Source organism: Herbaspirillum sp. ST 5-3 (assembly GCF_004804275.1).
GTDB lineage: Bacteria > Pseudomonadota > Gammaproteobacteria > Burkholderiales > Burkholderiaceae_D > Noviherbaspirillum.
Window position 1 is genome coordinate 424487 of the sequence record NZ_STGI01000002.1, and the last position, 23423, is coordinate 447909.

A 23423-nucleotide genomic window follows, 5' to 3' on the forward strand; every position below is an offset into this window, starting at 1 on the left:
CATGCGACAAATCGTTCTTGATACCGAAACCACTGGCCTGAACCCGCGTTCGGGCGACCGCATCATCGAAATCGGCTGCGTCGAGATCGTCAATCGCCGCCTGACCGGCAACAACTTCCACAGCTATATCAATCCCGAACGCGACTCGGAAGAGGGCGCGCTCGCGGTGCACGGATTGACCACCGAATTCCTCAGCGACAAGCCGAAATTCGCCGAGATCGCGGCCGAGTTGCGCGACTATGTGCGCGATGCGGAAATCATCATCCACAATGCGCCGTTCGACCTTGCCTTTCTGGATGCGGAGTTCGAACGCCTCAGTTTCCCGCGCTTCATCGAGCACGTCGCGATCGTGACCGACACCCTGGTGCAGGCCAAGGAAATGCATCCCGGCAAGCGCAACTCGCTGGACGCGCTATGCGATCGCTACGGCATCTCGAACGCGCATCGAGCCTTGCACGGCGCCTTGCTCGATGCGGAACTGCTGGCCGAAGTCTATCTGGCGATGACGCGCGGCCAGAACAGCCTCACGATCGACCTGGGTGCGCCGGATGCCGTTGCAACGAGTAACGAATTGCTGGAAGTCGTCCCTCTTGCCGAGATTGTTATCCTGCAGGCGACGGCGGACGAACTGGCCGCACATGAAGCCTTGCTGGACCGGCTCGACAAGGATGTCAAAGGCAGTTGCATCTGGCGGACCGAGCCCGCTGCATCGGCAAATTGATTCCGCGCAGGGTTTATGAGATAATGCCGACCTCTTCGGACAGTTAGCTCAGGGGTAGAGCACCGCCTTCACACGGCGGGGGTCACTGGTTCAATCCCAGTACTGTCCACCAGAACACCTTTCCAAGCAGTCCACAGAAGACCAAGAATCGCTAAAACGCCCGCAAACTGCGGGCGTTTTGCTATCTGTCAGATCAAGGACGACCAGCGACGCCACGCCGAGCAAGAGTCGTTGGACGCGCTGAAATGCAAGACCAGAAATCATTTACCGCGCCGTCGGCGTCCAAATGCCAAAAATCTGTTCGCGCAGCCAGCGGTTGCCGGGATCGTTTTCCGCATTGGTGTGCCAGTACAGAAAAATGTCCGACGCCGGCAAATCCGCCGGAAACGGAACGATCTGATTGCCTAGACCCTCGTTCACCGCACGGGCGAATCGTTCCGGTATCGTGAGCAGCATGTTGGAGACCTGCACCGCGTGGCTCGCCGTCAAGTAATGCTGGCATCGCAGTTTGATTCGACGCTGGTAACCTCGTCGGGACAGTTCATAGTCTTCGAGTGCCGGCCCGAGTCGGCGCGAACTGGCGACGATGTGGTCTTGTTCCAGATAGGACGCCATCGAAATGGATCCGTGAACGGCAGGATGGCCTTGGCGCGCAACGACAACCATCTTTCCTCCCCCGAGATGCTTTTGATTGATCATCTGGGTGATCGGTTGCATGATGTCGATGACTACCGCAAGCGTCCCGGTTGCAAGCTGCGTCTGAAAGTCGGACCGGTCATAGTGGACGGCCGATATCCGGACGTTCGGCGCCACCGTTTCCATGGATTCGATCAGAGCGGGTATCAAGGATGATTCGACGATGGGGCGCATGCCGATCTTGAATTCCCGCTGGGATTCCGCAGGATTGAATTCCGATAGCTGATTAAGCGATCCTTCGATTTCGCCGAGTGCGCGCCGGACCGGTCCAATCAGTTCGTGGGCCATCGCAGTTGGCACCATCGTATTGCCCTTTCGAATGAACAGAGGATCACCAAGCAATTCGCGCAAGCGGTTCAATGCGTGGCTGATCGCGGGCTGGGATAGTTTCAAGGTGTCGCTGGCGCGCGTGATGCCGCCCTCGGTATAGATGGCGTCGAACACGACAAAGAGGTTCAGGTCGATCCGGCTCAAGTTCATGCATGCCCTCATGTCAGTAGTGTTCGTCCATTCATTATCTGAATAGCCTTGTTCGCACGCAAGTCATTGTTGTGGATCGAGGGGATAGGGAAATTCGGAAGAAGCAAGCGCTTCCCGGTTGTTCAGGCCTTTCGACAGGTTATGCATGCCATGAATGACCGTCTTCGATATTAAGCATTGGTCAGGCCGTGCGCCCCACGCTAAGCTTCAGCACGTAACATCACATCACCAAAGGAAGAGGGCGTCAGATGAATCTCGAATATTCCCCCCGAGTGGTCAGTCTTCACAAGCGTGTCAAGGCGTTCCTGGACGAGCACGTCTTTCCACAGTACTCGCGCCGTGAACAGGAAATTGCGGAGAACGCGAGGAACGGGCGTCCGTATGCGCCGTATCCGGTGCTGGAGGAGTTGAAGACGAAGGCAAAAGCAGAAGGATTGTGGAATCTCTTTTTGCCGGAATCCGAACTTGGCGCCGGTCTCACTAACCTTGAGTACGCGCCGATCGCCGAAATGATGGGAAAGCAGTATTGGGCATCCGAAGTATTCAATTGCTCCGCGCCAGATACCGGCAACATGGAAGTCCTGGTTCGTTACGGGACCGAAGAGCAAAAACGCCAATGGCTCACGCCGCTGCTGAATGGAGAAATCCGCTCGGCGTTTGCGATGACCGAGCCTGCCGTGGCCTCGTCCGACGCAACTAATATCGAATGCAGCATCAGGCGCGATGGCGATGACTATGTGATCAACGGGCGCAAGTGGTATATCACCGGCGCGGCTGCGGAGAATTGCAAGGTGTTCGTGCTGATGGGTAAAACCGATCCGCACAACCCCGATCGCCATCGCCAGCAATCGATGATCCTGGTGCCGAAGGACACACCGGGCGTCACGATCGTGCGCGATATGGCGCTGTACGGATTCATGGACCCGCCGGCGGGCCATCCTGAAGTCCTCTTCGAAAATGTCAGGGTACCGGCATCCAATATCCTGCTGGGTGAAGGGCGCGGTTTCGAGATCGCGCAGGGACGTCTCGGGCCTGGCCGGATTCACCACTGCATGCGTGTCGTCGGCATGGCAGAGGCCGCGCTGGAACTGATGTGCAAACGCGTGGTGTCACGCGTTGCCTTTCACAAGCCGCTGTCCGACCAAAGTGTGTGGCGTGAGCGTATTGCCAAGTCACGCATGCTCATCGAGCAGACCAGGCTGCTGGTCTTGAATGCCGCGTACAAGATGGACACGGTGGGCAACAAGGTGGCGGCAAAGGAAATTGCGATGATCAAGGTGGTGGCGCCGAACAATTGCTGCAAGGTCATCGACTGGGCTATCCAGGCGCATGGCGCGGGCGGATTCAGCCAGGATTACCTGCTGACTTCGTATTACGCCTATGCGCGCCATCTGCGCACGGCGGACGGGCCGGATGAGGTTCACAGCAATGCGATCGCGAAGCAGGAGCTGGCGCCATACCTGGCTGCCGCCCGCAAGTGAGGACGCGGTCATACACGGACCTCAAAGCAATTACTTTCTGGAGAATTTCATGAATTTGTTCGACTTGACCGGCAAGGTGGCGATCATTACCGGTTCCAGCCGAGGCATCGGGCGCGCCATTGCGGAGCAGATGGCAGCAGGCGGGGCGAAGGTGGTTATTTCCAGCCGCAAGGCTGAGCCATGTGAGGAAGTTGCGGCCGGCATTCGTGCAACTGGTGGTCAGGCGATTGCCATTCCTGCCAATATCTCCGACAAGGCGCAGCTCGAGCACCTCGTGGCGCAATCGCGCAAGCAACTTGGGCCGATCGACATTCTCGTATGCAATGCCGCCACCAATCCCTATTACGGGCCGAGCACCGGCATGACCGACGAAGTGTTCGACAAGATCATGCGCAACAACGTGCTGTCCAACCACTGGCTCTGCCAGGCGGTGCGCCCGGACATGGCGATGAAGAAGGACGGCGCAATCGTGATCATTTCGTCGATCGGCGGCATGCACGGCGACGCCAACATCGGCATGTATTGCGTCTCCAAGGCCGCCGACATGCAGCTTGCGCGCAATCTTGCGGTGGAATGGGGGCCGGACAATATTCGGATCAATTGCATCGCGCCCGGTGTGATCAAGACCGATTTCGCCAAGGCGATCCATGAGAATGACATGGTGCGCAAGATGGTGGAAAACGAGCTGCCCTTGCGTCGTCTCGGTGATCCGAATGACATCGCCGGCGTGGCGGTGATGCTGGCCAGCCCGGCCGGAAAATACGTGACCGGGCAAACCATTGTTGCCGATGGCGGCTTGACGATTCGCTGAGGCCGGATAGACGATGTTTGACGAAGAAAATTCCGGGACCAGGGCGGTCGCGCAGCAGCATCAGTTCGATGTCGAGCGACTGGAGACTTTCCTGAGCAAGAGCCTCTCCGGATTTGCCGGGCCGGTTTCGGTGCAGCAGTTCAAGGGTGGGCAGTCCAATCCTACCTACAAGCTGTCCACCCCGAATCATCACTATGTGATGCGGGCGAAACCCGGACCCGCCGCGAGCCTGCTACCGTCGGCGCATGCGATTGAGCGCGAATACCGCGTCCTGAAAGCATTGCATGGCAGCGATGTCCCCGTCGCCGCGCCGCTGCTGCTGTGCGAGGACGAGGCGGTGATCGGCCGGGCGTTCTATCTGATGGAAATGATGGATGGGCGCGTGCTGTGGGATCCGGCGATGCCAGGCGCATCCGCCGATGAGCGGTCGCGGCTGTACGACGAGATGAACCGCGTTATCGCTGCCTTGCACAAGATCGATTATGCAGCGGTCGGACTGGCCGATTACGGCAAGCCCGGCAACTATTTTGCGCGGCAGACCGACCGCTGGACGAAGCAATACCGGGGCGCCGAAACCGAAGTGATCGAGGCGATGGACAATCTGATTGCCTGGTTGCCGCGGAATATGCCGGTTGACGATGGTTTGGCGTCCATCGTGCACGGCGATTTCCGGGTCGACAACCTGATCTTCCATGCCACGCAGCCGCGCGCGCTCGCGGTGCTGGACTGGGAGTTGTCGACCTTGGGGCACCCGCTGGCGGACTTTGCGTATCATTGCATGGCCTGGCGCGCCCCGCGTGCCTTCCGGGGCCTGGCGGGCGAGAGTCTGGCTGCGCTCGGCATCCCCGACGAGCGGGCCTATGTCGAGAAATATTGCGACCGAACCGGTTTTCGTGTTACCGGCAACTGGAACTTTTACCTGGCGTTCAACCTCTTCCGGCTTGCCGGCATCAACCAGGGTGTCGCCAAGCGTGCGTTGGACGGCACGGCATCCAGCGAGCAGGCGCAACGGGTCGGCAAGACGACTCGCCCACTGGCGGAAATGGCGTGGTCGTACGCACAAAGGGCGGAAAAGAACCTCGCCTGAGCGATCATGCATGCCGCCGTATGCGCGGCATGCATGATCGTGTATTAAAAACAATCATTGGACGCATTCCGTCCGTCCGCATAAGCTTTTTTCCCTTAAGCAGTCTTTGGGCAGTCCGGCACCTCGTTGCGAGACGCCCAACCAGGCGTACTGGTTGCCTCTGCTCTCAAACGAACATGTCTGCGGCGACGCTTGTCCAGTGACCGACGCCCGGTACACATCCTTCACCCATTCCAGACCTTCTCGCATGTCGACTTGCACGCTGCCTGACTCCACTCGATTTCGCAAAGCGCTCGGTGCGTTCACAACTGGTGTCACGATCGTCACGACGCGTGACGGTGCGGGACGAGACGTCGGATTGACCGTGAACAGTTTCAATTCGGTATCGCTTGATCCGCCACTGGTGCTATGGAGTCTGGCCAGGAGCGCCAGCAGTTTGCCGGCATTTGTCAGCGCCGACTTTTTTGCCGTGCATGTTCTAGCAGCTGACCAGGCACCGTTGTCGCACCGGTTTGCGCAACGCGGTGCGGAAAAATTTTCGGGGATGCCTTTGCAGCGAGGCCTTGGCGGACTGCCCTTGCTGGATGGATGTGCGGCTCGTTTCGAATGCAGGACCGTACATCGGTATGAAGGCGGCGATCATGAAATCTTCGTCGGCGAGGTGGTCAGCTTCGTGCATTACGAACGTCCGCCACTTGTATTCCAGGGCGGAGCGTATGCGACAGTCCTGAAAAGGATGGATGCCGCCGCGGGTTCGGCCAGTGAGGCAATTAGTTAAACGGATAAGAACGGAGACCAATTCAATGACAATTAATAACCGTGTCACCACAATGCTTGGCGTTGAGCATCCCATTATCCAGGCGCCGATGGGGTGGATCGCCAGGGCACAGCTCGCCTCGGCAGTATCCAATGCCGGCGGAATGGGGATCATTGAAACCTCCTCCGGCGATCTGGACGCGATTCGCAACGAGATCCGCAAGATGCGAGAACTGACCGACAAGCCGTTCGGGGTCAACATTGCGCTGACTTATGTCCGTGATCCTGCGATCGTGCAGTTCGTGGTCGATCAGGGAATCAAGTTCGTGACAACATCGGCAGGGGATCCGACGCGCTATTGCGCCGATCTGAAGGCGGCGGGTTTGACGGTTTTTCATGTGGTGCCGACACTGGCCGGGGCACTCAAGGCGGTTGCCGCCGGGGTCGACGGCCTGATTGTGGAAGGAAGCGAGGGCGGCGGTTTCAAGAATCAGCGCGACGTGACGTCCATGGTCCTGCTGCCGCTGGTGTGTTCCAAGGTCACGGTCCCGGTCGTGGCCGCGGGCGGTTTCTGCGATGGTGCGACGATGGCCGCCGCATTCGCGATGGGCGCGGAAGGCATTCAGATGGGGACGCGCATGTTGTCATCGACCGAGTCACCCGTGCACGATAACTGGAAGCGCGCCATCGTCAATGCCGAAGAGACCGATACCGTTTTCCTCAACCGCGGCGGCAAGGGACCGGCCTTGCGCGCGCTCCGCACAGAGCGTACGTCGCGCATTGAGCAACAGATCCCGGAAAGCATCATGAGCGAATTCGCCGGCGTCCAGCAGTTGTATTTCGGCGGCGACATGGAAGCCGCCGTCCCGCTGACGGGGCAGGTCTGCGGACGCATCGATGCGGTCAAGCCGGTGCAGGAGATCATTGAGGAAACGGTTCGCGACTTCCATCGCGTGGTCGATGGTCTGGCGGCACGATACGGGTCGGCTCGCTCGGCAAGTTGACGCAGACATTTTGTGCGCCGACCTTACCAAGAAAACATCCTGCTCCAGGATTCAGGGCGCTTTCCACGTGTCTGAAGGTCGCCGCGCTCCGCCATGATGGGGGAGCCACGGCAGCTACCTAGCTGGCTAGCTTGACGCCGCGACTTCCGATGAGGTCTACTGCACTTTGCAGCAGCAATAGACGCACCTATCGGCGGAGGACAATGGCGCAAACTCTCGACACGCTACATTTCTATCGCAATGTGCCTCCGGTATCCTCGTTTGCCGAAACGATGTCGGGGCGTCAGCATCGCGACCTGCCGCGCGATTGGTGGATCGCGATCGCTGATGTCGCCGGATCGACGCGCGCCATCGAAGCGGGGGCCTACAAGGATGTGAATACGGTTGGCGTTGCCTGCATCGCTGCCGTGCTGAACGTCGAGCCGGACGTCGATCTGCCGTTTGTATTCGGCGGCGACGGAGCGACGTTCGCCTTGCCGGGAGTGTTGCGCGAACGCGTCGAATGCGCATTGCGTGGTGCGCAGAAGCTCGCGCGCGAGGCGTTTGGCCTGACCCTGCGCGCCGGTGTGGTAAGCGTTGCAGATCTGGTCGACAGCAGCTATCCGGTCTGCGTCGGCAAGATGCGTCTTTCGCAGCATGTCACCCAGGCGTCCTTTTCCGGCACCGGATGGGACGAGGCCGAAAGGCGCATCAAAACGCCCGGCGCAGGCGGAGTGCTGCGCGTCGATGAGAACAATGGTGCGATGGATGCACGCTTCGACGGTTTTGAATGCCGCTGGAAGCCTTTCCCCAGCGTGAATGACCACAAGCTTTCGCTGTTGGTGGTTGCGCTGGCAGCGGAGGCGGATCGCAAACACGAGGTCTACGAACGCGTGCTGGGCCGGATTCAGTCGATTTACGGCGATGTTCCAGCGTATCACCCCTTGCGTGCCGAGCGCATGCGGCTGGCATTCAATCCACACACGCTCTCGCATGAGCTGCGGGTTCGCACCGCAGGGCAAGGAGCGCTGCGACGCGCTGCCTATTTCGGCGAGCTCCTGTTTCGCAGCGCAGCCGGTACGTATTTGTTTGCACGCAAGCGCGATACGGCGTTGACACGCTGGAGTCACTATGTCGACGAGCTGGTGGAAAATTCCGACTTTCGCAAGTTTGACGGCATGTTGCGCATGCTGATCGATGGCAGTGAAGATCAGTACGCGCAACTGCAGGAATTCCTCGACGCTGAATACCGCGCTGGTCGCGTCGCATGGGGCGCGAGCAAATCGCGCGAAGCACTCCTGACCTGCATCGTCCGTTCCTACAATGGCCAGCACATGCATTTTCTTGACGGCAGCGATGGCGGATATGCGCTCGCGGCGCGCGATCTCAAGAAGCGTCTTGCACAAAATAAATAAGGCAAGGATCCCGCAGGATTTGCATGCATGTTCAATCAGGTGCATGCATTGACAAGCGGTGAATGTCAAATCGCGGTAATTTCAAAAACGTTTCCGATTCACCTGTGTTGCCGACGTGCACCTGATGGCATGATTTGCCGTGGGAACGCACACTGGCGCGCATCGATCGACATCGCTGAGGAATGCCATGGCCACGACATATCTCGACCCGGCGGAAGTGCTGACTGCACAGAAGATGCTTCGCGCGCGCTTGCTCGATCATCGCAGCGCGGTTTCATGGCCCGCGGGACGGGAACTGGCAGCACAGTTGCTTCTGCATATCGATGAGCCGACGGCCTGCTGGCAATTGGCGGTGGAATGGATGTGCGGCGCATTCGACGTGGAGCGTGTCGACGGCGGTTATGCAACGCCCGCGCAGCGAACCTACATGCTCGGTAGTGCAGAGGCGCGTTGCGCTGACCTGGAGATCGATTCCTTGCGAGGCATCGCTATTGATAACCACGACCCGGGCGTGGCATGGATATGGTCGTCATCGCGCCCCGTCGTTTTTGCAGAGATTCCGCAAGAAAAGCGCCTGAGCAAAGGCTTGCGTCAGCGCCTCATGGCGGCAGGCACGGCTTCCAAGATTGCGGTGGCCTTGCGCGAAAGCGGTAAGCCATTTGCCTTGCTTTGTATCGATCACGTGGAAAAGCGGCGCGATTGGACCGCTGAACAGTTTGCGTGCTTTCAAAGCCTTTCTGCCGAAGTCCTCGGCCCGATCCTGTGGACTGCGGAGCGCTTGCAGGCAGACGCATCCGTCCATGTGCACACGGGCGATATTGACGACTTGACCCCGGCCGAACTGAGAGTGGCCATGCTGGCGGCGACCGGCATGAGCTACAAGGAAATCGCGCGCAGTCTGAGCCGGTCCTTTTCGACGGTCGACCACCAGCTCCGCAGCATTCGACGGAAATTGGGCGTGCAATCCTGCACGCGATTGGCGCGTCTGCTGGCAATACGAACTGGGACGGCCTAGCATCGCGAATATTCGCGATAGACGAGGCCCGGGGGCCGGCATATCGTTTGCCTGACGCAGCTGCGTTCCCTGCCTCGCGGCAGCGGCCAAATCACATGTAAATCAGGAGACTTCAATGACAACCATGCCTCCGGCACTGGCCGGTATTCCCCACGTCACGCATCGCAGTGAAAACGAGCTTCCATTCGTCGATTTCATGGAAGGGCTTGCGGTGCAGTTGCTGCAAGTGGATATTGAATCAGGACTGTGGGTCGTACGTGCCCGGTTCGCGCCGGGATTGACCTTGCCTCGGCACAAGCATACCGGTGAAGTGTTCGCGCTGACCTTCTCGGGTTCCTGGAAATATCTCGAATACCCCGAGGTGAACACGGCCGGATCCTACCTGTTTGAACCGGCCGGGGCAGTGCATACCTTGCACGCGCCCGCCACCAATACGGAAACGACCGAAGCATGGTTCGCGATCCGGGGTGCGAACCTGAACGTCAATGAAGCGGGCGAAGTGGAGAGTGTCTGGGACGCCGGGTTCATCCGCGACACCTATCTGGCGCTCTGCAAGGAAGCCGGCCATCCCAACCCGAACGTGATCGGACTCTGAGGCGAAATGCTTGTGCCGTGTTCGTCATGCTTGCGGATTCCGCATGGCGAACACGCCTGAGTTGCTAGTTGTGGATGGGCAGGTCGCGAGACGGTATTTTCGGTTCGCTCTCCATGACCGGGCGGATATTCGCAAAGTCTGGTTCGGTTGCTGGAACAGCTTGAGCGGCCGCTTCGCCTTTTTTGAAGACGAGCATCATGTTTTCTGTGCCGGTCAGGAATGCTTTGGCATTGTCACATTCGCTTGTCCGTTTTTCGGGACTGCGCTGGCTGTTCAAAGGAGTCATGCTTGCCTTGCCGGTGGCGACCGTTAATCGCGTGCTGTCCTCATTAGCGACTATCGTCGCGTCCGCGTCGCCCGATTCAATCATCGCCAGCGTGGTGCGCACGTGGAGCAACTGATTCTTGCCAGGTCGGCTAACGCATATGAAGCGTAGAACGCCTTGGTCTAGACGCAGTCGGCTTTCATTGGGGGAAGCGTCTTCGATCACGACCCGGCTTTCCGCCCGCAGGATCAGCAGTTCGCCGGATTGCAGTCTGAGCTGAAGATGACCGCCGGTCGCTGTCTGGTAAACGTCACCGCCATAGACAAGTTGGCCGGATAAAACGGGCATGCGCAGGCGGGTTCCTTCTTTCTGGAGGAACACCTTTCCGTTTACGGACAAGATCTCGCCCAGGGTATCGGCTGCCACGCTCGACGCGCCGAGCGCAAGCAGAATGCAGAAAACGGCAAGTCGCAGCGGCTTCACGATCTTCTCTCCGGGATTTCCGCGCGTGCAAGCCGCGAGTCTTGGCTGCGTTTTCGCTCCGGATGTTGAGTGGAAAAAGTGGCAGGGCAGATTCACGGTTCCGCCATGCCACTCGTTTTACTGCTGAGGCCTACGCCCAGAAGCTGCTATAGAAGCTGCTCATGCCGGTCAGCCCGACGATCGGGTACTCGGTCGCATTCAGGTAGCCGCTATGGCTGCTCTGCGGCATATACACAGTGACGCCATGCGCGGTGGTCAAGCCTCCGGTATCCACGACCGCATCGCTCAGCGCCGTCAGCACACTTTGTGCGGCAGTGTCGAGACTGCCCACCGCGTTCAGTTGCATAAAGTTGGTCATCAAGCTGTGCAAGTCGACATAAGTATCGTTCTGGAAGTCCAGGGCCGTGCTCCGCGCGCTGCGCAAGGTTTGCATTGCGCTGCTGCCGGCGGCACTGACCGCTTGGGCGAAATTGTCCCACGCGGTGGCAAGATCGCCCACTTCCGAAGCATTCAGTGCGGCAAGCGTGACTTGATTGTTGCCTTGTGCCTGATAGAAGCTTTCGTAGCTGTTGACGGCCTGGGTCGCGAGCTGTGATCCGGACGGGGACGCCTGTTGCTGGAATAAGGACAGCCAGTTGGTGTAGTCCCAGCCATCACCCGGCTCCGTGTCTTCAGAAACGACCACGTAGTCAGTCTGCGTGCGCAACGCATAGCCTTGATCCAGCACGCCCTGGAGGCATGCATCGAAACCGATCATGTCGAAATGCGTCACGCTGGATGCAGAAATCGCCTGACTGACTTCATTCAAGGACAGATTGGCGCTGTAGCTAGTGTCATCCCAGGCAACGCCGGCAATGCCGCCGCCATGATCCCAGATAACCAGCGCGTAGTGGTCAGCAGGAGCAGCCTGGGCCGACGCATTGATGAACTCGGTGAGTGTCGAGGTGCTGCCCATGTTCCGCTCGCCCCAGCTTGTCAGATTGCTGGAGACATGATTCAGGTCATTGTCATGACTGAGGAGACCAAAGCGCGAATCAGTCCAGTTGCCGTCGGCGGAACTGTAGCCGCCGATGCGATCGACCAGTGCCGCTACCCGCACGTTTTGCGGAAGGCTTGCGGCCTCCATTTCGTTCACATCGGACAGGGCGAAGCTTTCGAGGTTGTTGTCGCCGTCGACATAGACCATGACGGTCCAGGTTCCTTGCGAGCCCGAACTCGGTGTCGGCGTCGTACTTCCGGTGTCGGTGCTCGCATTCTCGCTGACGGTCAGCGCGTACGTGCCGGTGCTCGACGCATAGCCGCCGGCGGAGATGTAATAGGTGCCGCTGCTGGTCGGACTGAACGTGACAAGCGCATCGCTGCCATAGCCGCTGTCGTCATCCGTGGTGCCGGTAATGAGGAGGCCGGTACTGTCGTAGATGCCTCGGAGGTAGGCGTCGGTCAAGGTACCGTTGCCGCTCGCCGCCCCTGCGAGACTGATGTTGTAGCTGTGTCCCGCTGACAGGTTCACCGCGAACCAGTCCTGATCGCCGGCTGTCCCGATGAGGCTGGAAGCACTGCCTCCGACGGAGACGGTTCCCGTGGTCGACGTGCTCGCTGCAAGGTCCGCTGTGGACGTGGTGCTGCCGGAACTGGTCGAGCTTCCGCTGCTCACACTCAACACATAGTTGCCGGTATGGTTGCTGTACCCGCCGGCCGAGATGTAGTAGGTGCCGCTGCTGGTTGCTGTGTACGTGACCTGCGCGCTCGCCCCGGTGCCGGAGTCGTCATCGGTAGTGCCCGAAATCAGGCTGCCGCTGCTGTTGTAGATGCCGTACAGATATGGGTCGTTCAAAGGCGTGGTGCTGTTTGCCTTCGGCTGCAGATCGATCGTGTACGTTTGTCCTGCCGTGAGTGACACAGCGAACCAGTCCCGATCTCCTGCTTCGTTGACCAGACTGTCGACGCTGCCTCCCGCAGTCACCGAAGCTGTCGTTGTCAAGTCCGCCGGGATGTCGGTCACCCCTTGGCTGGTCACCGAGAGTGCGTAGGTGCCGGTGCCGGTGCTGTATGCGCCCGCGGAGATGTAGTAGGTACCGCTGCTGGTGGCGTCGAACGTGACACGCGAGTTTGCGCCCTCGCCGGAGTCGTCATTCGTGGTGCCGGAGATCAGGTGGCCGCTGCTGTCATAGATACCGCGCAGGTAGGGATCCATCAATGTGCCGCTGTTGGTCGGCGATCCTTCGAGGTCGATCTGGTATCGCGTCCCGGCCGTCATGTTGACCGCGAACCAATCCTGATCGTTGGCGACATCAATCGTGCTGGTGGCGGAACTGTTGACGAAGACGACGCCTGTGGTTGCCGTGCTCGCCGCAAGATCGCTGTTGCTTTGCTGTTCGACACTGAGGCGGAAGGTGCCGGTATAGCTGCCATAGCCTTCGGCCGAAACGTAGTACGTGCCGGAACTGGTTGGCGTGAAGTCGAGGCGCGAATCGCGGCCATCCTGGTCGTCCGCATACGTATTGGCAACCAGTACGCCGCCGGAATTGTAGATGCCGGAGATGAGTGGATCGTAAAGCGTGCCGTTGCTGCTGCCGGAACCCTGCATGCGAACGGTGTAAGTGCTCCCGGCTGTCAGATTGACTGCATACCAGTCGGCATCCGTCGTACTGCCAATGGTTCCGGTCACGGAGCCACCGACTGCAACCGTGCCTGTCGTGTTCGTATTGGCAGCAATATCGCTGCTGCCGGAATCGTTCACGCTCAGTCGGAACGTGCCGGTGTAATTGCTGTAACCTTCCGCGGAGATGTAGTAGGTGCCTGTGCTGCTCGGCGTAAAGTTGATGCTCGAATCGCGGCCGTCCTGATCGTCGGCATAGGTGTTGGAGACGTACACGCCGTTGGCGTCGTAAATGCCGGAAATGAGGGGATCATAGAGCGTGCCGTTGCTGCTGCCCGAGCCCTGCAGACGGATCGTATAAGTCGTATTCGCCGTCAGGGACACCCCGTACCAGTCGGCATCCGATGACGTGTCGATTGTCCCGGTGACGGAACCACCCACGCTGACCGTGCCGGTCGTGCCTACATTGGCCGCAACATCGGCTGCAGTCTGGGTCGCGCTCAGCGTGTAGTTGCCCGCGTAATAGGAGTAAGCGTCGACATAGTAAGTGCCGGAACTCATGGGGGTAAAGCTTGCCGTGGCCGTGTACGACGATCCATTGCTGGCTCCGGTCGCATAGCCTCCGTCATAATTGCCCGATGCATCGTAGATGCCATAGATGACAGGCGCGGTATTGCCGCCGCTTCCAGAGAGTGTGAATTGATAGGTATTGCCTGCTGTCAGTGTAATGGCGTACCAGTCTTGATCGTAAGCCTGATCGATAGTGACAGTCGTGCTGCCACCGACGGGCAGGCTCGAAGTCGTTGACGTCGAACCTGCAACATCCGATGCCGTTTGCGCCACACTAAGGTGGAAGGTGCCCGTGGAGCTGCCCCAGCCTTCAGCCGCGATATAGTATGTACCCGAGGTGGTCGGTGAAAAGCTGAGGCGGGAATCCATGCCGTCTTGGTCGTCGGCGTAGGTGTTGTAGATTAATGTACCACTCGAGTTATAGACTCCTGAGATGAGTGGATCACTCAAGGTGCCGTTGTCGGAATGGCTGCCTTGCAGGCGGATCGTGTAGATATTCCCAGCTGTCAGGGTAACCCCATACCAATCCGCATCGGATGAACTGTCGATGGTGCCGCTGACCGAGCCGCCAACAGAGACGGAACCGGTCGTTGTCGTATTGGCCGCAATGTCGCCGCTGCTCGAACCGCCAGAAGCGCTGACTGACAGCGTGAAAGTTCCGGTGTAGGAGGAATAGGAACTGGCCGCGATGTAGTATGTGCCTGAGCTGGATGGCGTAAACGTGCTCATCGCGTCGAGGTGGGTCGTACCCCCACCGGAATCGTCGTTGAAGCCACCGAGGTAGGCGGGAATGGTGCCGCTGCCGTAACTGTAATAGACGCCATTGATCACCGGATCGTGGAGCGTGCCCGCGTTCGCCCCCTCGCCCTGCATGCGTATCGTGTAGGTGACACCTGCCAGCATGGTAATACCGTACCAGTCTTCGTCACCGTAGGAATCAATCGTCCCCGTGACGGGGGTACCGGCGCTGATGTACGAACCCGTGCTGGCGTCACCCGCAACGGTGTCGACGGACCTTTCGAGATAAGACGGAGCAATCTCGCCTCTTCCCGCCTTGTTGCCTGCAACCTCGCTGAAGATGAAGGTGAAGCCACCCGTGTCGTCGTAGGAATCGCTAATGACCCCATAGTAATTACCACTTGAAGTTGGGGTGATGTGGAGGGTAAGCGTGCCGTCCGCTGCCTGGCCGTAACTGCCGGCCAGTTGCTTGCCGCTTTCGTCGTAAATACCCTGCAGTACCGGCGTATTAAGTGCGTCGCCTGATGCCGCGCTTTGCAGCGTAAACTGATATTCCTGGCCTGCGGTCAGATTGAAAAAGACGGAACGTGTCTGGAATCCCGTGCTTACCGTGCCCGAGTAGGTCTGCCCGGCCGAGATGGATGTCTGGCTGTCGGTATTGCCTGCTGCAACGTCAAGGTCAGCGACGGTGACTACATATTGGCCGGTGGTGCTGTTCTGGCCTTGCACGCAAATATTGTAGTCGCCGGTGCTAGTGGGCGAAAAAGTCAGTTGCGCATTCTGGCTGATGCCATAATCGGCGTTGGTCGCGTTCGCAACTGGATTGTCCGAGGGGTCGCGGACCTGGACGATTTCCGGGTCAAGGGCACTTCCTGCAGCCGCCTGGACTTCGATGCGATAGGAATGACCGGCGACCAGACTGTAATGATTGTTGTCGATTTCACCGCTTGTATCGATGCTGTGGCTCGCCATGTTCGACAAGGCGTTGGCTGCCAGGCTCTGATACGTGGACGCAGGAGTGCTGGAATTGACGGCATTGAGCATTTCACGGGCCGCTGCGGCAGCGGTGTAGCCGGAATAGGCGTTGACATCATCCTCGGAGTCAATGCTGCTTGTAAAATAGGATGCCGCCGCAATCCGGTTTGCAACCAGCGCGGCATCAATCAGGCCTTGCGGCTCAGTATTTGCCTCGGCCCCGCCCATCATGTTCAGCGCCGCCTTGCTTCGTGGGAGCACTCCGGAATCGATGCGATCAGCCCACCAGTTCAGACCTTCTTCGTCAGGCTCACGCCCTACCACGTTGTGATAAATAGCAGTGACGAATTCTCTCGTGTTGCCGGTATAGAGTGCGGCCGACTCGTCGCTGTTACCGAAGCTGTCGATAATTGCGCGAACTGTCGGGTTCGTGTCGTAGGTTGCGACGAAGTCTAGAGTGTTGGTCGGTGCATTAGCTGCATTGAGCATGGACGCCATATTGTTCAGGCCACCGGCATCTGCGGGACGACCAAAATAGGCGACGTAGAATTTTTGTACGAGCGGGTAGTAATCGGTGACGGCCATGAGTGCAATTCCTTAATAATTAGTGGCGCAGAGCGAGAGGGCAGCAGCCTTTTTTCTGGAGCGGTAACGAGTTATCCGGTATCGAGACCGGCGATTATTTTCGGCACGGAAGAGGCATCCTCGGCCATGTTTTTGAGTCTTCACAGATGGCGAACGGATGAGACTCGACAAAAGGTTCACTCAGGATTCAAGAATCGGGGCGAGTCATTTTTCTCGGATGAGAAAAATAGAGGGGGCAAGAGGAGGCACGAGAATCGAATTGATATGCGGCGCATTTTTTCGTTATTTCTCAAGCAATTGAAGGAAAGACGGCACACAAACCCTTTCCAGGCGATGTCTATCCGTCCTCAACCAGGACACACTTCGGCGATCGATCAGTGCCAGCATCAAAGCCCTGGATGCAATGACTTATCGATGCAAAATTTACGTATAAGCAATAAGTATAGCTTTTTGTTACATTTTTTGCGCTTTAGATACAAAAATTTATCCGACCGCGTCACAAATGTGATCGTTGTGGCAAAAATGGCGCAAGCCGATGCTATTAAGGGCAGTGGAAATGGAAGTGGCCAGAGCAAAGTACTTGTCATTAACGCGCATTGCAAATCGCGTATAACTCGTAACTTCGACCTATAGTTACTCTGTTTGATGAGGTTGAGACTTGCGCATTAGCGCAATAGCCATCGCAATAGGAGGCTAATGGGGGATGTTAAGAGAGAGACCTGATCGCCCAATAAATCAGCGCAATGCTGACCGCGGCCGAGGAAAGCATGCATGCGGCAGCTTGCAGCTTGTTGTAGTTGAAGCTGGTCTTTGCATGCGAAATACCGGCGTCTTGTCTCACTCGGTCCATGGCATCCTCGTTGGGCTGTGGAAATCGTTACTTAGGGTCATTGTATAGAGATGACGATCGGAATCAATAGTTCGTTCAGCAACATTTACGCAAATTAACTTGAGAAATATCAAGCGGTGATGTCTGGTGGAATCGAAACGGGAGGTGTGTTGCAATGTTTGCAAGGGCAGGCTGTGCTACCCGCTTCTCAGCGGCGCTGCATCCGAAGGTAACGGCGACGCTTCGCAAGAGCAAAAAAAAGCCCGCAAATCTTGCGATTGCGGGCTTAAATCCAATTCAAGAAGAGTTGGAGGAGACAGGAGAACTATATCGCAGCCCTGTTCCATCGTCCGCTTTATTATTGCAATAACAGACATAAGAAATATGTATATCTGGTGTGGCGAACGATGGGAAGTAAGTGGCTTCCTGTCCAGTCTCATCGTATCGATCGACTATGTCGTAGCGGCAATGGAGACGAATCGCGTGTGGACTATTTTCGCCCCGTTTTTCGGACAGGCGGCGATTCCTTTTTCGTTGTCCGCCCGATTGCCGGCGTGCGCATTCCTGCCGCTTTCTTCGGGTCCTTGGGCTTGGCGGGAGCTCGTCCCGCGCAAGTTCCGGCGAAGCGGCGGCTGCCGGTCGCACCGGCGCCGGTATTATCAGCGCGCGGTACGAGATGCCTTTCGCTGTTGCCGATCAAATCCGATCGCCCCATGCGCTGCAGCGCCTCGCGCAGGATCGGCCAGTTTTCCGGATCGTGATAGCGCAGGAAAGCCTTGTGAAGACGGCGGATCTTGCCGGCGCGCGCGGTTTCGACAACTTCGGAATCGGCCGACACCTTGTGCAGCGGGTTTCGGCGGCCGTGGTACATCGCGGTCGCCATTGCCATCGGCGTCGGCAGGAAGGTTTGCACCTGGTCGATCTGGAAATTGTTCTTCTTCAGCCACAGGGCCAGATTCAGCATGTCTTCATCGGTCGTTCCGGGATGCGCGGCGATGAAGTAGGGGATGAGATATTGTTCTTTGCCGGCTTCCTGCGAATAGCGCTCGAACATTTCCTTGAACTTGTAGTACGCACTCATGCCGGGTTTCCCCATTTTCGACAATGGGCCGTCTTCGGAATGCTCGGGCGCGATCTTCAGGAGTCCGCCAACGTGGTGCGTGACCAGTTCCTTTACGTATTCGGGTGAGCGAACCGCGAGATCGTAGCGAAGACCGGAGCTGATCTGGATCTTTTTGATGCCGGGAATGGCGCGCGCCTTGCGGTACAACTGGACCAATTTGCTGTGATCGGTATTCAGATTGACGCAGATGCTCGGGAAGACGCAGGAAAGCCGTCGGCAGATTTGCTCGATTTTCTTGTCCTTGCACGCAAGCCGGTACATGTTGGCGGTCGGCCCGCCCAGATCCGAGATGGTGCCGGTAAAACCCTTCGTCTTGTCGCGGATCTGCTCGATTTCGTGCAGGATCGACGGCTCCGAACGACTTTGGATGATGCGGCCCTCGTGCTCGGTGATCGAGCAGAAGGTGCAGCCGCCGAAGCAGCCGCGCATGATATTCACCGAGAAGCGGATCATTTCCCAGGCGGGAATTCGCGCCTTGCCGTAGCTCGGATGCGGCGCCCGCGCGTAGGGCACGTCATAGATGCCATCCATTTCGTCCATCGCCAGCGGGAATGGCGGCGGATTCAGCCACACGTCGCGTTCGCCATGCGCTTGCAGCAGCGCACGTGCATTGCCGGAGTTCGATTCGAGATGCAGCACACGCGACGCATGAGCGTACAGGACGGGATCTTCCTTTACCGCTTCATAGGACGGGAGACGGATGACGATCTTGTCGCGCTGCTCTTTCAGTGCGGCCTGGCGTTCTTCGCGGCTCAGGATGCGCACCGGCTGTTCGACCGGCGGTTTCTGCTCGGTGGCGCAGCTTGCGGTCTCCTTCGACTTCGTTTCATAGGGGTCGGGAAGCGGTTCGACGCGGCCCGGCGTATCGTAGTGCGTCGAATCGACCACCGTCCAATCATCGGCCGGCGTCCAGCCGCTGGGAACCATATAAGCCGTGCCGCGCAAATCGCGAATCGTTTTGATCGGTTCGCCGGCGGCCAGCCGATGCGTGAGTGCAACGAGTGCCCGTTCGGCATTGCCATACAAGAGCAGATCAGCCTTGGAATCGGGCAGCACAGAGCGCCGCACCTTGTCCGACCAATAATCGTAATGCGCGATACGGCGCAGGCTGGCCTCGATGCTGCCGACGACGATATTGGTGTCGGGATAGGCCTCGCGGGCGCGCTGGGCGTACACAACAAGCGCACGGTCAGGACGCTTGTTTGGCTCGGCATTCGCGGTATACGCGTCTTCCGACCGGATCTTGCGGTCCGAGGTGTAACGGTTGATCATCGAATCCATGTTGCCGGCTGTCACGCCGAAGTACAGATTCGGTTTGCCAAGCGCTCGGAACGCTTCGGCGGAATGCCAGTCGGGCTGGCTGATGATGCCAACCCGGAAACCTTGCTTTTCCAGCAGTCGCCCGATCAGCGCCATGCCAAAGCTGGGGTGATCGATATAAGCGTCGCCCGTGATCAGAATGACATCGCACGAATCCCAGCCGAGCGTATCCATTTCAGCCCGAGACATCGGCAGAAAGGGAACCGGGTTGGTGTAATCGGCCCGGTAGCGGGGATAGGAAAAGAGGTTCTTTGGAGCGTTCATGGTGGGGCGGATTGTACCGGAAATGCACTGCCAGACGCCGCGAAACGGTTATTGCGCGACGGGCCGGCATCTGGTCATTGCATGTGACTGAAAGGAACCGGGCAAGTTCGTGAATGGCTGTCAGGCTATGACAGCCTTGGTTCGATTTCTTTTCTCAATGCGCGGCGCCGGGCTGGAACTCCGTTATCGTGCATTTATCAAAACGGGGCTGTTGTTTCTATTCGCAGCGCTTACCGAAAGGAGACATGCCATGATGCGCCAGAACGAACTCCAACAACGTTTCAGCCAGATTGAAAACACGATTCATCAGGCGGCGCAACGCTGCCAGTCGGCGCAAGCTATCCCGATGGATCTGAAGGACTGCATCCAGCAACTCGACCAGAGGACGACACAGGCGAGGAATACTCTTCAGTCGCAGGATGAAAACCAGATTCGCCAGTGCGTGGACGATCTGGAGCAACTCGGTGACCGGGCCAAGGATGCATGCGAGCATTCTTCCGCAAATGTGGATGGCGAATTGAAGAACGCCATCATGCAAGCGCACCGCGAACTATCGGACCTGAAGCATCAACTCCACTGATCGTTTGATAGCATGAAATTCTCGCGAAGGCATTCCTTCGCGAGAAGCAGGCTGCCTCATCATTTGCCGGGTACCACGTCCGGCAGCACCACGTTGACATCCAGCACTTCCAGGTTGCCCTGACGGTCAAGTGAAATCTTGATGTCGTCGGCGTTCACCTTGGCATACTTCGAGATCACTTCGATCAATTCCTTATGCAGCGCAGGCAGGAAATCAGGGCCGTCGCGCCCATTGCGTTCGCGAGCGATGATGACCTGCAGGCGCTCCTTCGCCGTACTGGCGCTTTTGGGCTTGTTATTGAACAGGAATGAGAGTAGCGCCATATTACTTGCCCTTGAACAGTCGCTGGAACAGGCCCGGCTTTTCATAAGCGGTGAAGCGCAGCGGAACTTCATTGCCGAGGAAGCGCGCAACCACGTCCTGATACGCTTCCGCGACATCGCTGCCGGCCATGTGGATCGCCGGATTGCCCTGGTTGGAGGCATGCAGCACCGACTCCGATTCCGGGATGATACCAATCAGCGGGATGCGGAGGATTTCCTGCACGTCCGTGTAGGACAGCATCTCGCCCGCATCGACGCGCTTGGGAACATAGCGCGTGATCAGCAGGTGTTCCTTGACCGGCGTGTCGCCCTTGAGCGCACGGCGCGACTTGGCCTGGATGATGCCGAGGATGCGATCCGAGTCGCGCACGGACGAAACTTCCGGATTGGTGACGACGATGGCTTCATCGGCGAAGGTCAGCGCCATCACCGCGCCGTGTTCGATGCCGGCGGGCGAGTCGCAAACGATGTACTCGAAATCCATCTTGGCCAGGTCGTTCAGTACGCGCTCGACGCCTTCTTCGGTCAGCGCATCCTTGTCGCGCGTCTGCGATGCCGGCAGCACGAACAGGTTGTCGCAATGCTTGTCCTTGATGAGGGCCTGGTTGAGGGTCGCTTCATTGTTGATGACATTGATGAAGTCATAGACCACGCGGCGCTCGCATCCCATGATGAGGTCGAGGTTGCGCAGACCGACGTCGAAATCGATGACGACCGTCTTGTGCCCGCGCAGCGCCAGCCCCGATGAAAAGCTGGCGCTGGAGGTGGTCTTGCCGACGCCTCCTTTGCCGGACGTTACAACAATGATCTTGGCCACAAACAAACTCCTTTCAGAAAAGTCGAATAACTAAGCGCGAATGGATATCACATCTATCCGGTCGCCTGCAAGACGGACCTGCGCAGGTTTTTTCGCCAGATCCTGGGGTAAGCCGCTCTCAAAGGTGCGGTAAATGCCTGCAATCGAAACCAGTTCGGCTTCCATGCTCAGCGAAAAAATACGTGCTTCGGCGTTGCCGCTGGCGCCGGCAAGTGCCCGTCCGCGCAGGGGCGCGTAGACATGGATGCTGCCGTCGGCGATCAATTCGGCGCCGCTATTGACGATGGCTGTCACAATCAGATCGCTGCCGCGCGCGTAGATCCGCTGGCCGGCCCGCACGGGCGTGTCGATGATCATGGCCGCCGGCGCAGCGATTGGTGCTGCCGGTGCCGGCTGAACGGGGGCAGGGGCTGGTGCGGCAGGCTGCTCTTCCTGTGTCTCCTGTCGCGGCTTGACCAAGGTATCGATGCTCAGGCCGCTGGCGACGATCTCCGGCTCCATCTCGGCCGGTGCGCCGCGTACGGCGACCGGATTCAGGCTGTAGGACTTGAGCAAGGCGATCAGCGCCGCCCAGTCGACGCTGCCGGTGAAATCGCAGCCGGCGACGTCGATGACGGCAAATTCATGATCGAAATAGTCGGACGCACCGCCTGTCATCTCTTGCATCGCGTTGTCCAGCGTCGCCAGATCGGATACGCGCAGGATGGCGGAAACGGCAACGACGGTTGAAATCTTGATTTCTATCGGTTTGCTGCTTTGGGTCTTTGACATAAATGCTAATCGTGGTTACCGCTGCCTGAAGTGCTCTTCGAGAGGGGCAAGCCGCGTGCCTCGTCCGGAAAAGCGCTCTCTGGTGAGCAAAAAACAATGCGCCGCCCGCCAAATGAATCGGGCCGCGGTAGGCGGCCCGAACGTGCTGGGAAATGAAAATTCGTTACAGCGCATTGAATAATTGCTCACCACTCGCTCTGTGCTTCAAGAATATTATACCTGTTGCCGTCACGCTATCTCCCTGATTACGCGTTCTATTTGCGGGAACGTTGCGGGAAAGCGCCGCTCAGAGCGCGGTGCGCAACGCGAACAGCTCGGGAAACAGCACGACATCGAGCATTTTCCTGAGATAGCTGACACCGGCCGTTCCGCCCGTGCCGGTCTTGAAGCCGATGATGCGCTCGACGGTGGTCACATGGCGGAAACGCCAATAGCGGAACGCCGTCTCCAGGTCGACCAGTTTTTCAGCGAGCTCATACAAGGCCCAATGCCGTGCCGGATCCTGATAAACCGCGAGCCAGGCGGCCTTGACCGATTCGTTGGCAGTTGTCGCCTGCGTCCAGTCCGCATTCAGGCGAGCGGCGTCGATCGCAAATCCCTGTCGAGCCATCAGCAGGATCGCTTCATCGTAGAGTGATGGCTGATGCAATGCAGCGTCCAGTCGCGCATGGTGCTCCGGCGCGGCGGCATGAACGGCAAGGAGCGCCGCATTCTTGTTCCCGAGGACGAATTCGAGTTCTCGGTATTGGCAGGACTGAAAACCGGAGGATTGCCCGAGGTAGGGGCGGATCGCGCTGTATTCGGTCGGCGTCATCGTCGCCAGCACATCCCAGGCATGCACCAGCTGGTCCATGATGCGCGCCACGCGCGCGAGCATCTTGAATGCCGGCGGCAAGTCGTCCAGATGCATTTGTCGGCGCGCTGCATGCAGTTCGTGCAACATGAGTTTCAGCCACAGTTCGCTGGTTTGATGCTGCACGATAAACAACATTTCATTGTGGTCCGGCGAGCGCGGATGCTGCGCTGACAGCACCTGGTCGAGTGCCAGGTAGTCGCCGTAGCTCATCGCCTGGCTGAAGTCCATCCTGGCCCCGTGCCACGAAGCGGACGTGTTTTCCGATTCCATGATTTGCCTCACTTG

The 23423-nt window shown here is 58.3% G+C and carries 19 protein-coding genes and 1 tRNA gene; 11 read left to right on the forward strand and 9 right to left on the reverse strand.

Going from position 1 to position 23423, the window contains the following annotated elements; genetic code table 11:
* The first annotated feature begins 1 nt into the window (after position 1).
* Positions 2 to 721 (forward strand): DNA polymerase III subunit epsilon, encoded by a 720-nt coding sequence (gene dnaQ / locus E6W33_RS05595; RefSeq protein ID WP_136415193.1) that lies wholly within the window; start codon positions 2 to 4, stop codon positions 719 to 721.
* Between the two features lie 37 nt (positions 722 to 758).
* Positions 759 to 833 (forward strand) — tRNA-Val (locus E6W33_RS05600).
* 152 nt (positions 834 to 985) lie between these two features.
* Here E6W33_RS05600 and E6W33_RS05605 read toward each other — a convergent pair.
* On the reverse strand, positions 986 to 1897 hold the full coding sequence (locus E6W33_RS05605) for a LysR family transcriptional regulator (protein ID WP_136415195.1): 912 nt from the start codon (positions 1895 to 1897) through the stop codon (positions 986 to 988).
* 248 nt (positions 1898 to 2145) lie between these two features.
* Here E6W33_RS05605 and E6W33_RS05610 point away from each other — a divergent pair, with 248 nt between their 5' ends.
* The 8 genes from E6W33_RS05610 (at position 2146) to E6W33_RS05645 (ending at position 10040) form a co-directional block, all read left to right on the forward strand.
* On the forward strand, positions 2146 to 3378 hold the full coding sequence (locus tag E6W33_RS05610) for an acyl-CoA dehydrogenase family protein (protein ID WP_136415197.1): 1233 nt from the start codon (positions 2146 to 2148) through the stop codon (positions 3376 to 3378).
* 49 nt (positions 3379 to 3427) lie between these two features.
* Complete coding sequence (locus E6W33_RS05615; protein WP_136415199.1) at positions 3428 to 4189, forward strand: SDR family oxidoreductase; 762 nt, start codon at positions 3428 to 3430, stop codon at positions 4187 to 4189.
* A 13-nt stretch (positions 4190 to 4202) separates the two neighbouring features.
* A complete protein-coding gene (locus tag E6W33_RS05620; protein WP_136415201.1) occupies positions 4203 to 5276 on the forward strand; it encodes a phosphotransferase family protein in 1074 nt (357 codons plus the stop codon).
* Between the two features lie 247 nt (positions 5277 to 5523).
* Positions 5524 to 6054, forward strand: coding sequence for a flavin reductase family protein (locus E6W33_RS05625; RefSeq protein WP_136415203.1), 531 nt, complete (start codon positions 5524 to 5526; stop codon positions 6052 to 6054).
* A complete protein-coding gene (locus tag E6W33_RS05630) occupies positions 6017 to 7036 on the forward strand; it encodes a nitronate monooxygenase (protein ID WP_136415205.1) in 1020 nt (339 codons plus the stop codon). The genes E6W33_RS05625 and E6W33_RS05630 overlap by 38 nt, the downstream gene beginning before the upstream one ends.
* Before the next feature lie 203 nt (positions 7037 to 7239).
* A complete protein-coding gene (locus E6W33_RS05635; protein WP_168798540.1) occupies positions 7240 to 8430 on the forward strand; it encodes a DUF3095 domain-containing protein in 1191 nt (396 codons plus the stop codon).
* Positions 8431 to 8617: 187 nt separating this feature from the next.
* Positions 8618 to 9445, forward strand: coding sequence for a helix-turn-helix transcriptional regulator (locus E6W33_RS05640; RefSeq protein ID WP_136415209.1), 828 nt, complete (start codon positions 8618 to 8620; stop codon positions 9443 to 9445).
* Between the two features lie 115 nt (positions 9446 to 9560).
* Positions 9561 to 10040 (forward strand): 2,4'-dihydroxyacetophenone dioxygenase family protein, encoded by a 480-nt coding sequence (locus tag E6W33_RS05645; protein ID WP_136415211.1) that lies wholly within the window; start codon positions 9561 to 9563, stop codon positions 10038 to 10040.
* A 64-nt stretch (positions 10041 to 10104) separates the two neighbouring features.
* Here the strand turns inward: E6W33_RS05645 and E6W33_RS05650 are convergent, their stop codons facing one another.
* From E6W33_RS05650 to E6W33_RS05660, 4 genes are all read right to left on the reverse strand, one after another.
* Positions 10105 to 10788, reverse strand: coding sequence for a FecR family protein (locus tag E6W33_RS05650; protein WP_136415213.1), 684 nt, complete (start codon positions 10786 to 10788; stop codon positions 10105 to 10107).
* Between the two features lie 130 nt (positions 10789 to 10918).
* A complete protein-coding gene (locus tag E6W33_RS05655) occupies positions 10919 to 16255 on the reverse strand; it encodes a pre-peptidase C-terminal domain-containing protein (protein ID WP_136415215.1) in 5337 nt (1778 codons plus the stop codon).
* Positions 16256 to 16961: 706 nt separating this feature from the next.
* Positions 16962 to 17105 (reverse strand): hypothetical protein, encoded by a 144-nt coding sequence (locus tag E6W33_RS26945; protein ID WP_168798541.1) that lies wholly within the window; start codon positions 17103 to 17105, stop codon positions 16962 to 16964.
* 469 nt (positions 17106 to 17574) lie between these two features.
* Positions 17575 to 19716, reverse strand: a complete 2142-nt coding sequence (locus E6W33_RS05660) for a YgiQ family radical SAM protein (protein WP_247869551.1) — start codon at positions 19714 to 19716, stop codon at positions 17575 to 17577.
* Positions 19717 to 20041: 325 nt separating this feature from the next.
* Between E6W33_RS05660 and E6W33_RS05665 the strand changes: the two genes are divergently transcribed.
* Positions 20042 to 20371: a hypothetical protein gene (locus E6W33_RS05665; protein WP_136415219.1), complete on the forward strand. Its 330-nt coding sequence runs from the start codon at positions 20042 to 20044 to the stop codon at positions 20369 to 20371.
* 59 nt (positions 20372 to 20430) lie between these two features.
* Here E6W33_RS05665 and minE read toward each other — a convergent pair whose 3' ends face one another.
* The 4 genes from minE to kynA form a co-directional block, all read right to left on the reverse strand.
* A complete protein-coding gene (gene minE / locus E6W33_RS05670; protein ID WP_136415221.1) occupies positions 20431 to 20694 on the reverse strand; it encodes a cell division topological specificity factor MinE in 264 nt (87 codons plus the stop codon).
* Position 20695: 1 nt separating this feature from the next.
* Positions 20696 to 21511 carry a septum site-determining protein MinD gene (minD, locus tag E6W33_RS05675; RefSeq protein ID WP_136415224.1) on the reverse strand — a complete coding sequence of 272 codons (816 nt, stop codon included), beginning with the start codon at positions 21509 to 21511 and terminating at the stop codon, positions 20696 to 20698.
* Between the two features lie 30 nt (positions 21512 to 21541).
* A complete protein-coding gene (gene minC / locus E6W33_RS05680; RefSeq protein ID WP_136415226.1) occupies positions 21542 to 22282 on the reverse strand; it encodes a septum site-determining protein MinC in 741 nt (246 codons plus the stop codon).
* A 286-nt stretch (positions 22283 to 22568) separates the two neighbouring features.
* Positions 22569 to 23408 carry a tryptophan 2,3-dioxygenase gene (kynA, locus tag E6W33_RS05685; RefSeq protein WP_136415228.1) on the reverse strand — a complete coding sequence of 280 codons (840 nt, stop codon included), beginning with the start codon at positions 23406 to 23408 and terminating at the stop codon, positions 22569 to 22571.
* Positions 23409 to 23423: the final 15 nt, after the last annotated feature.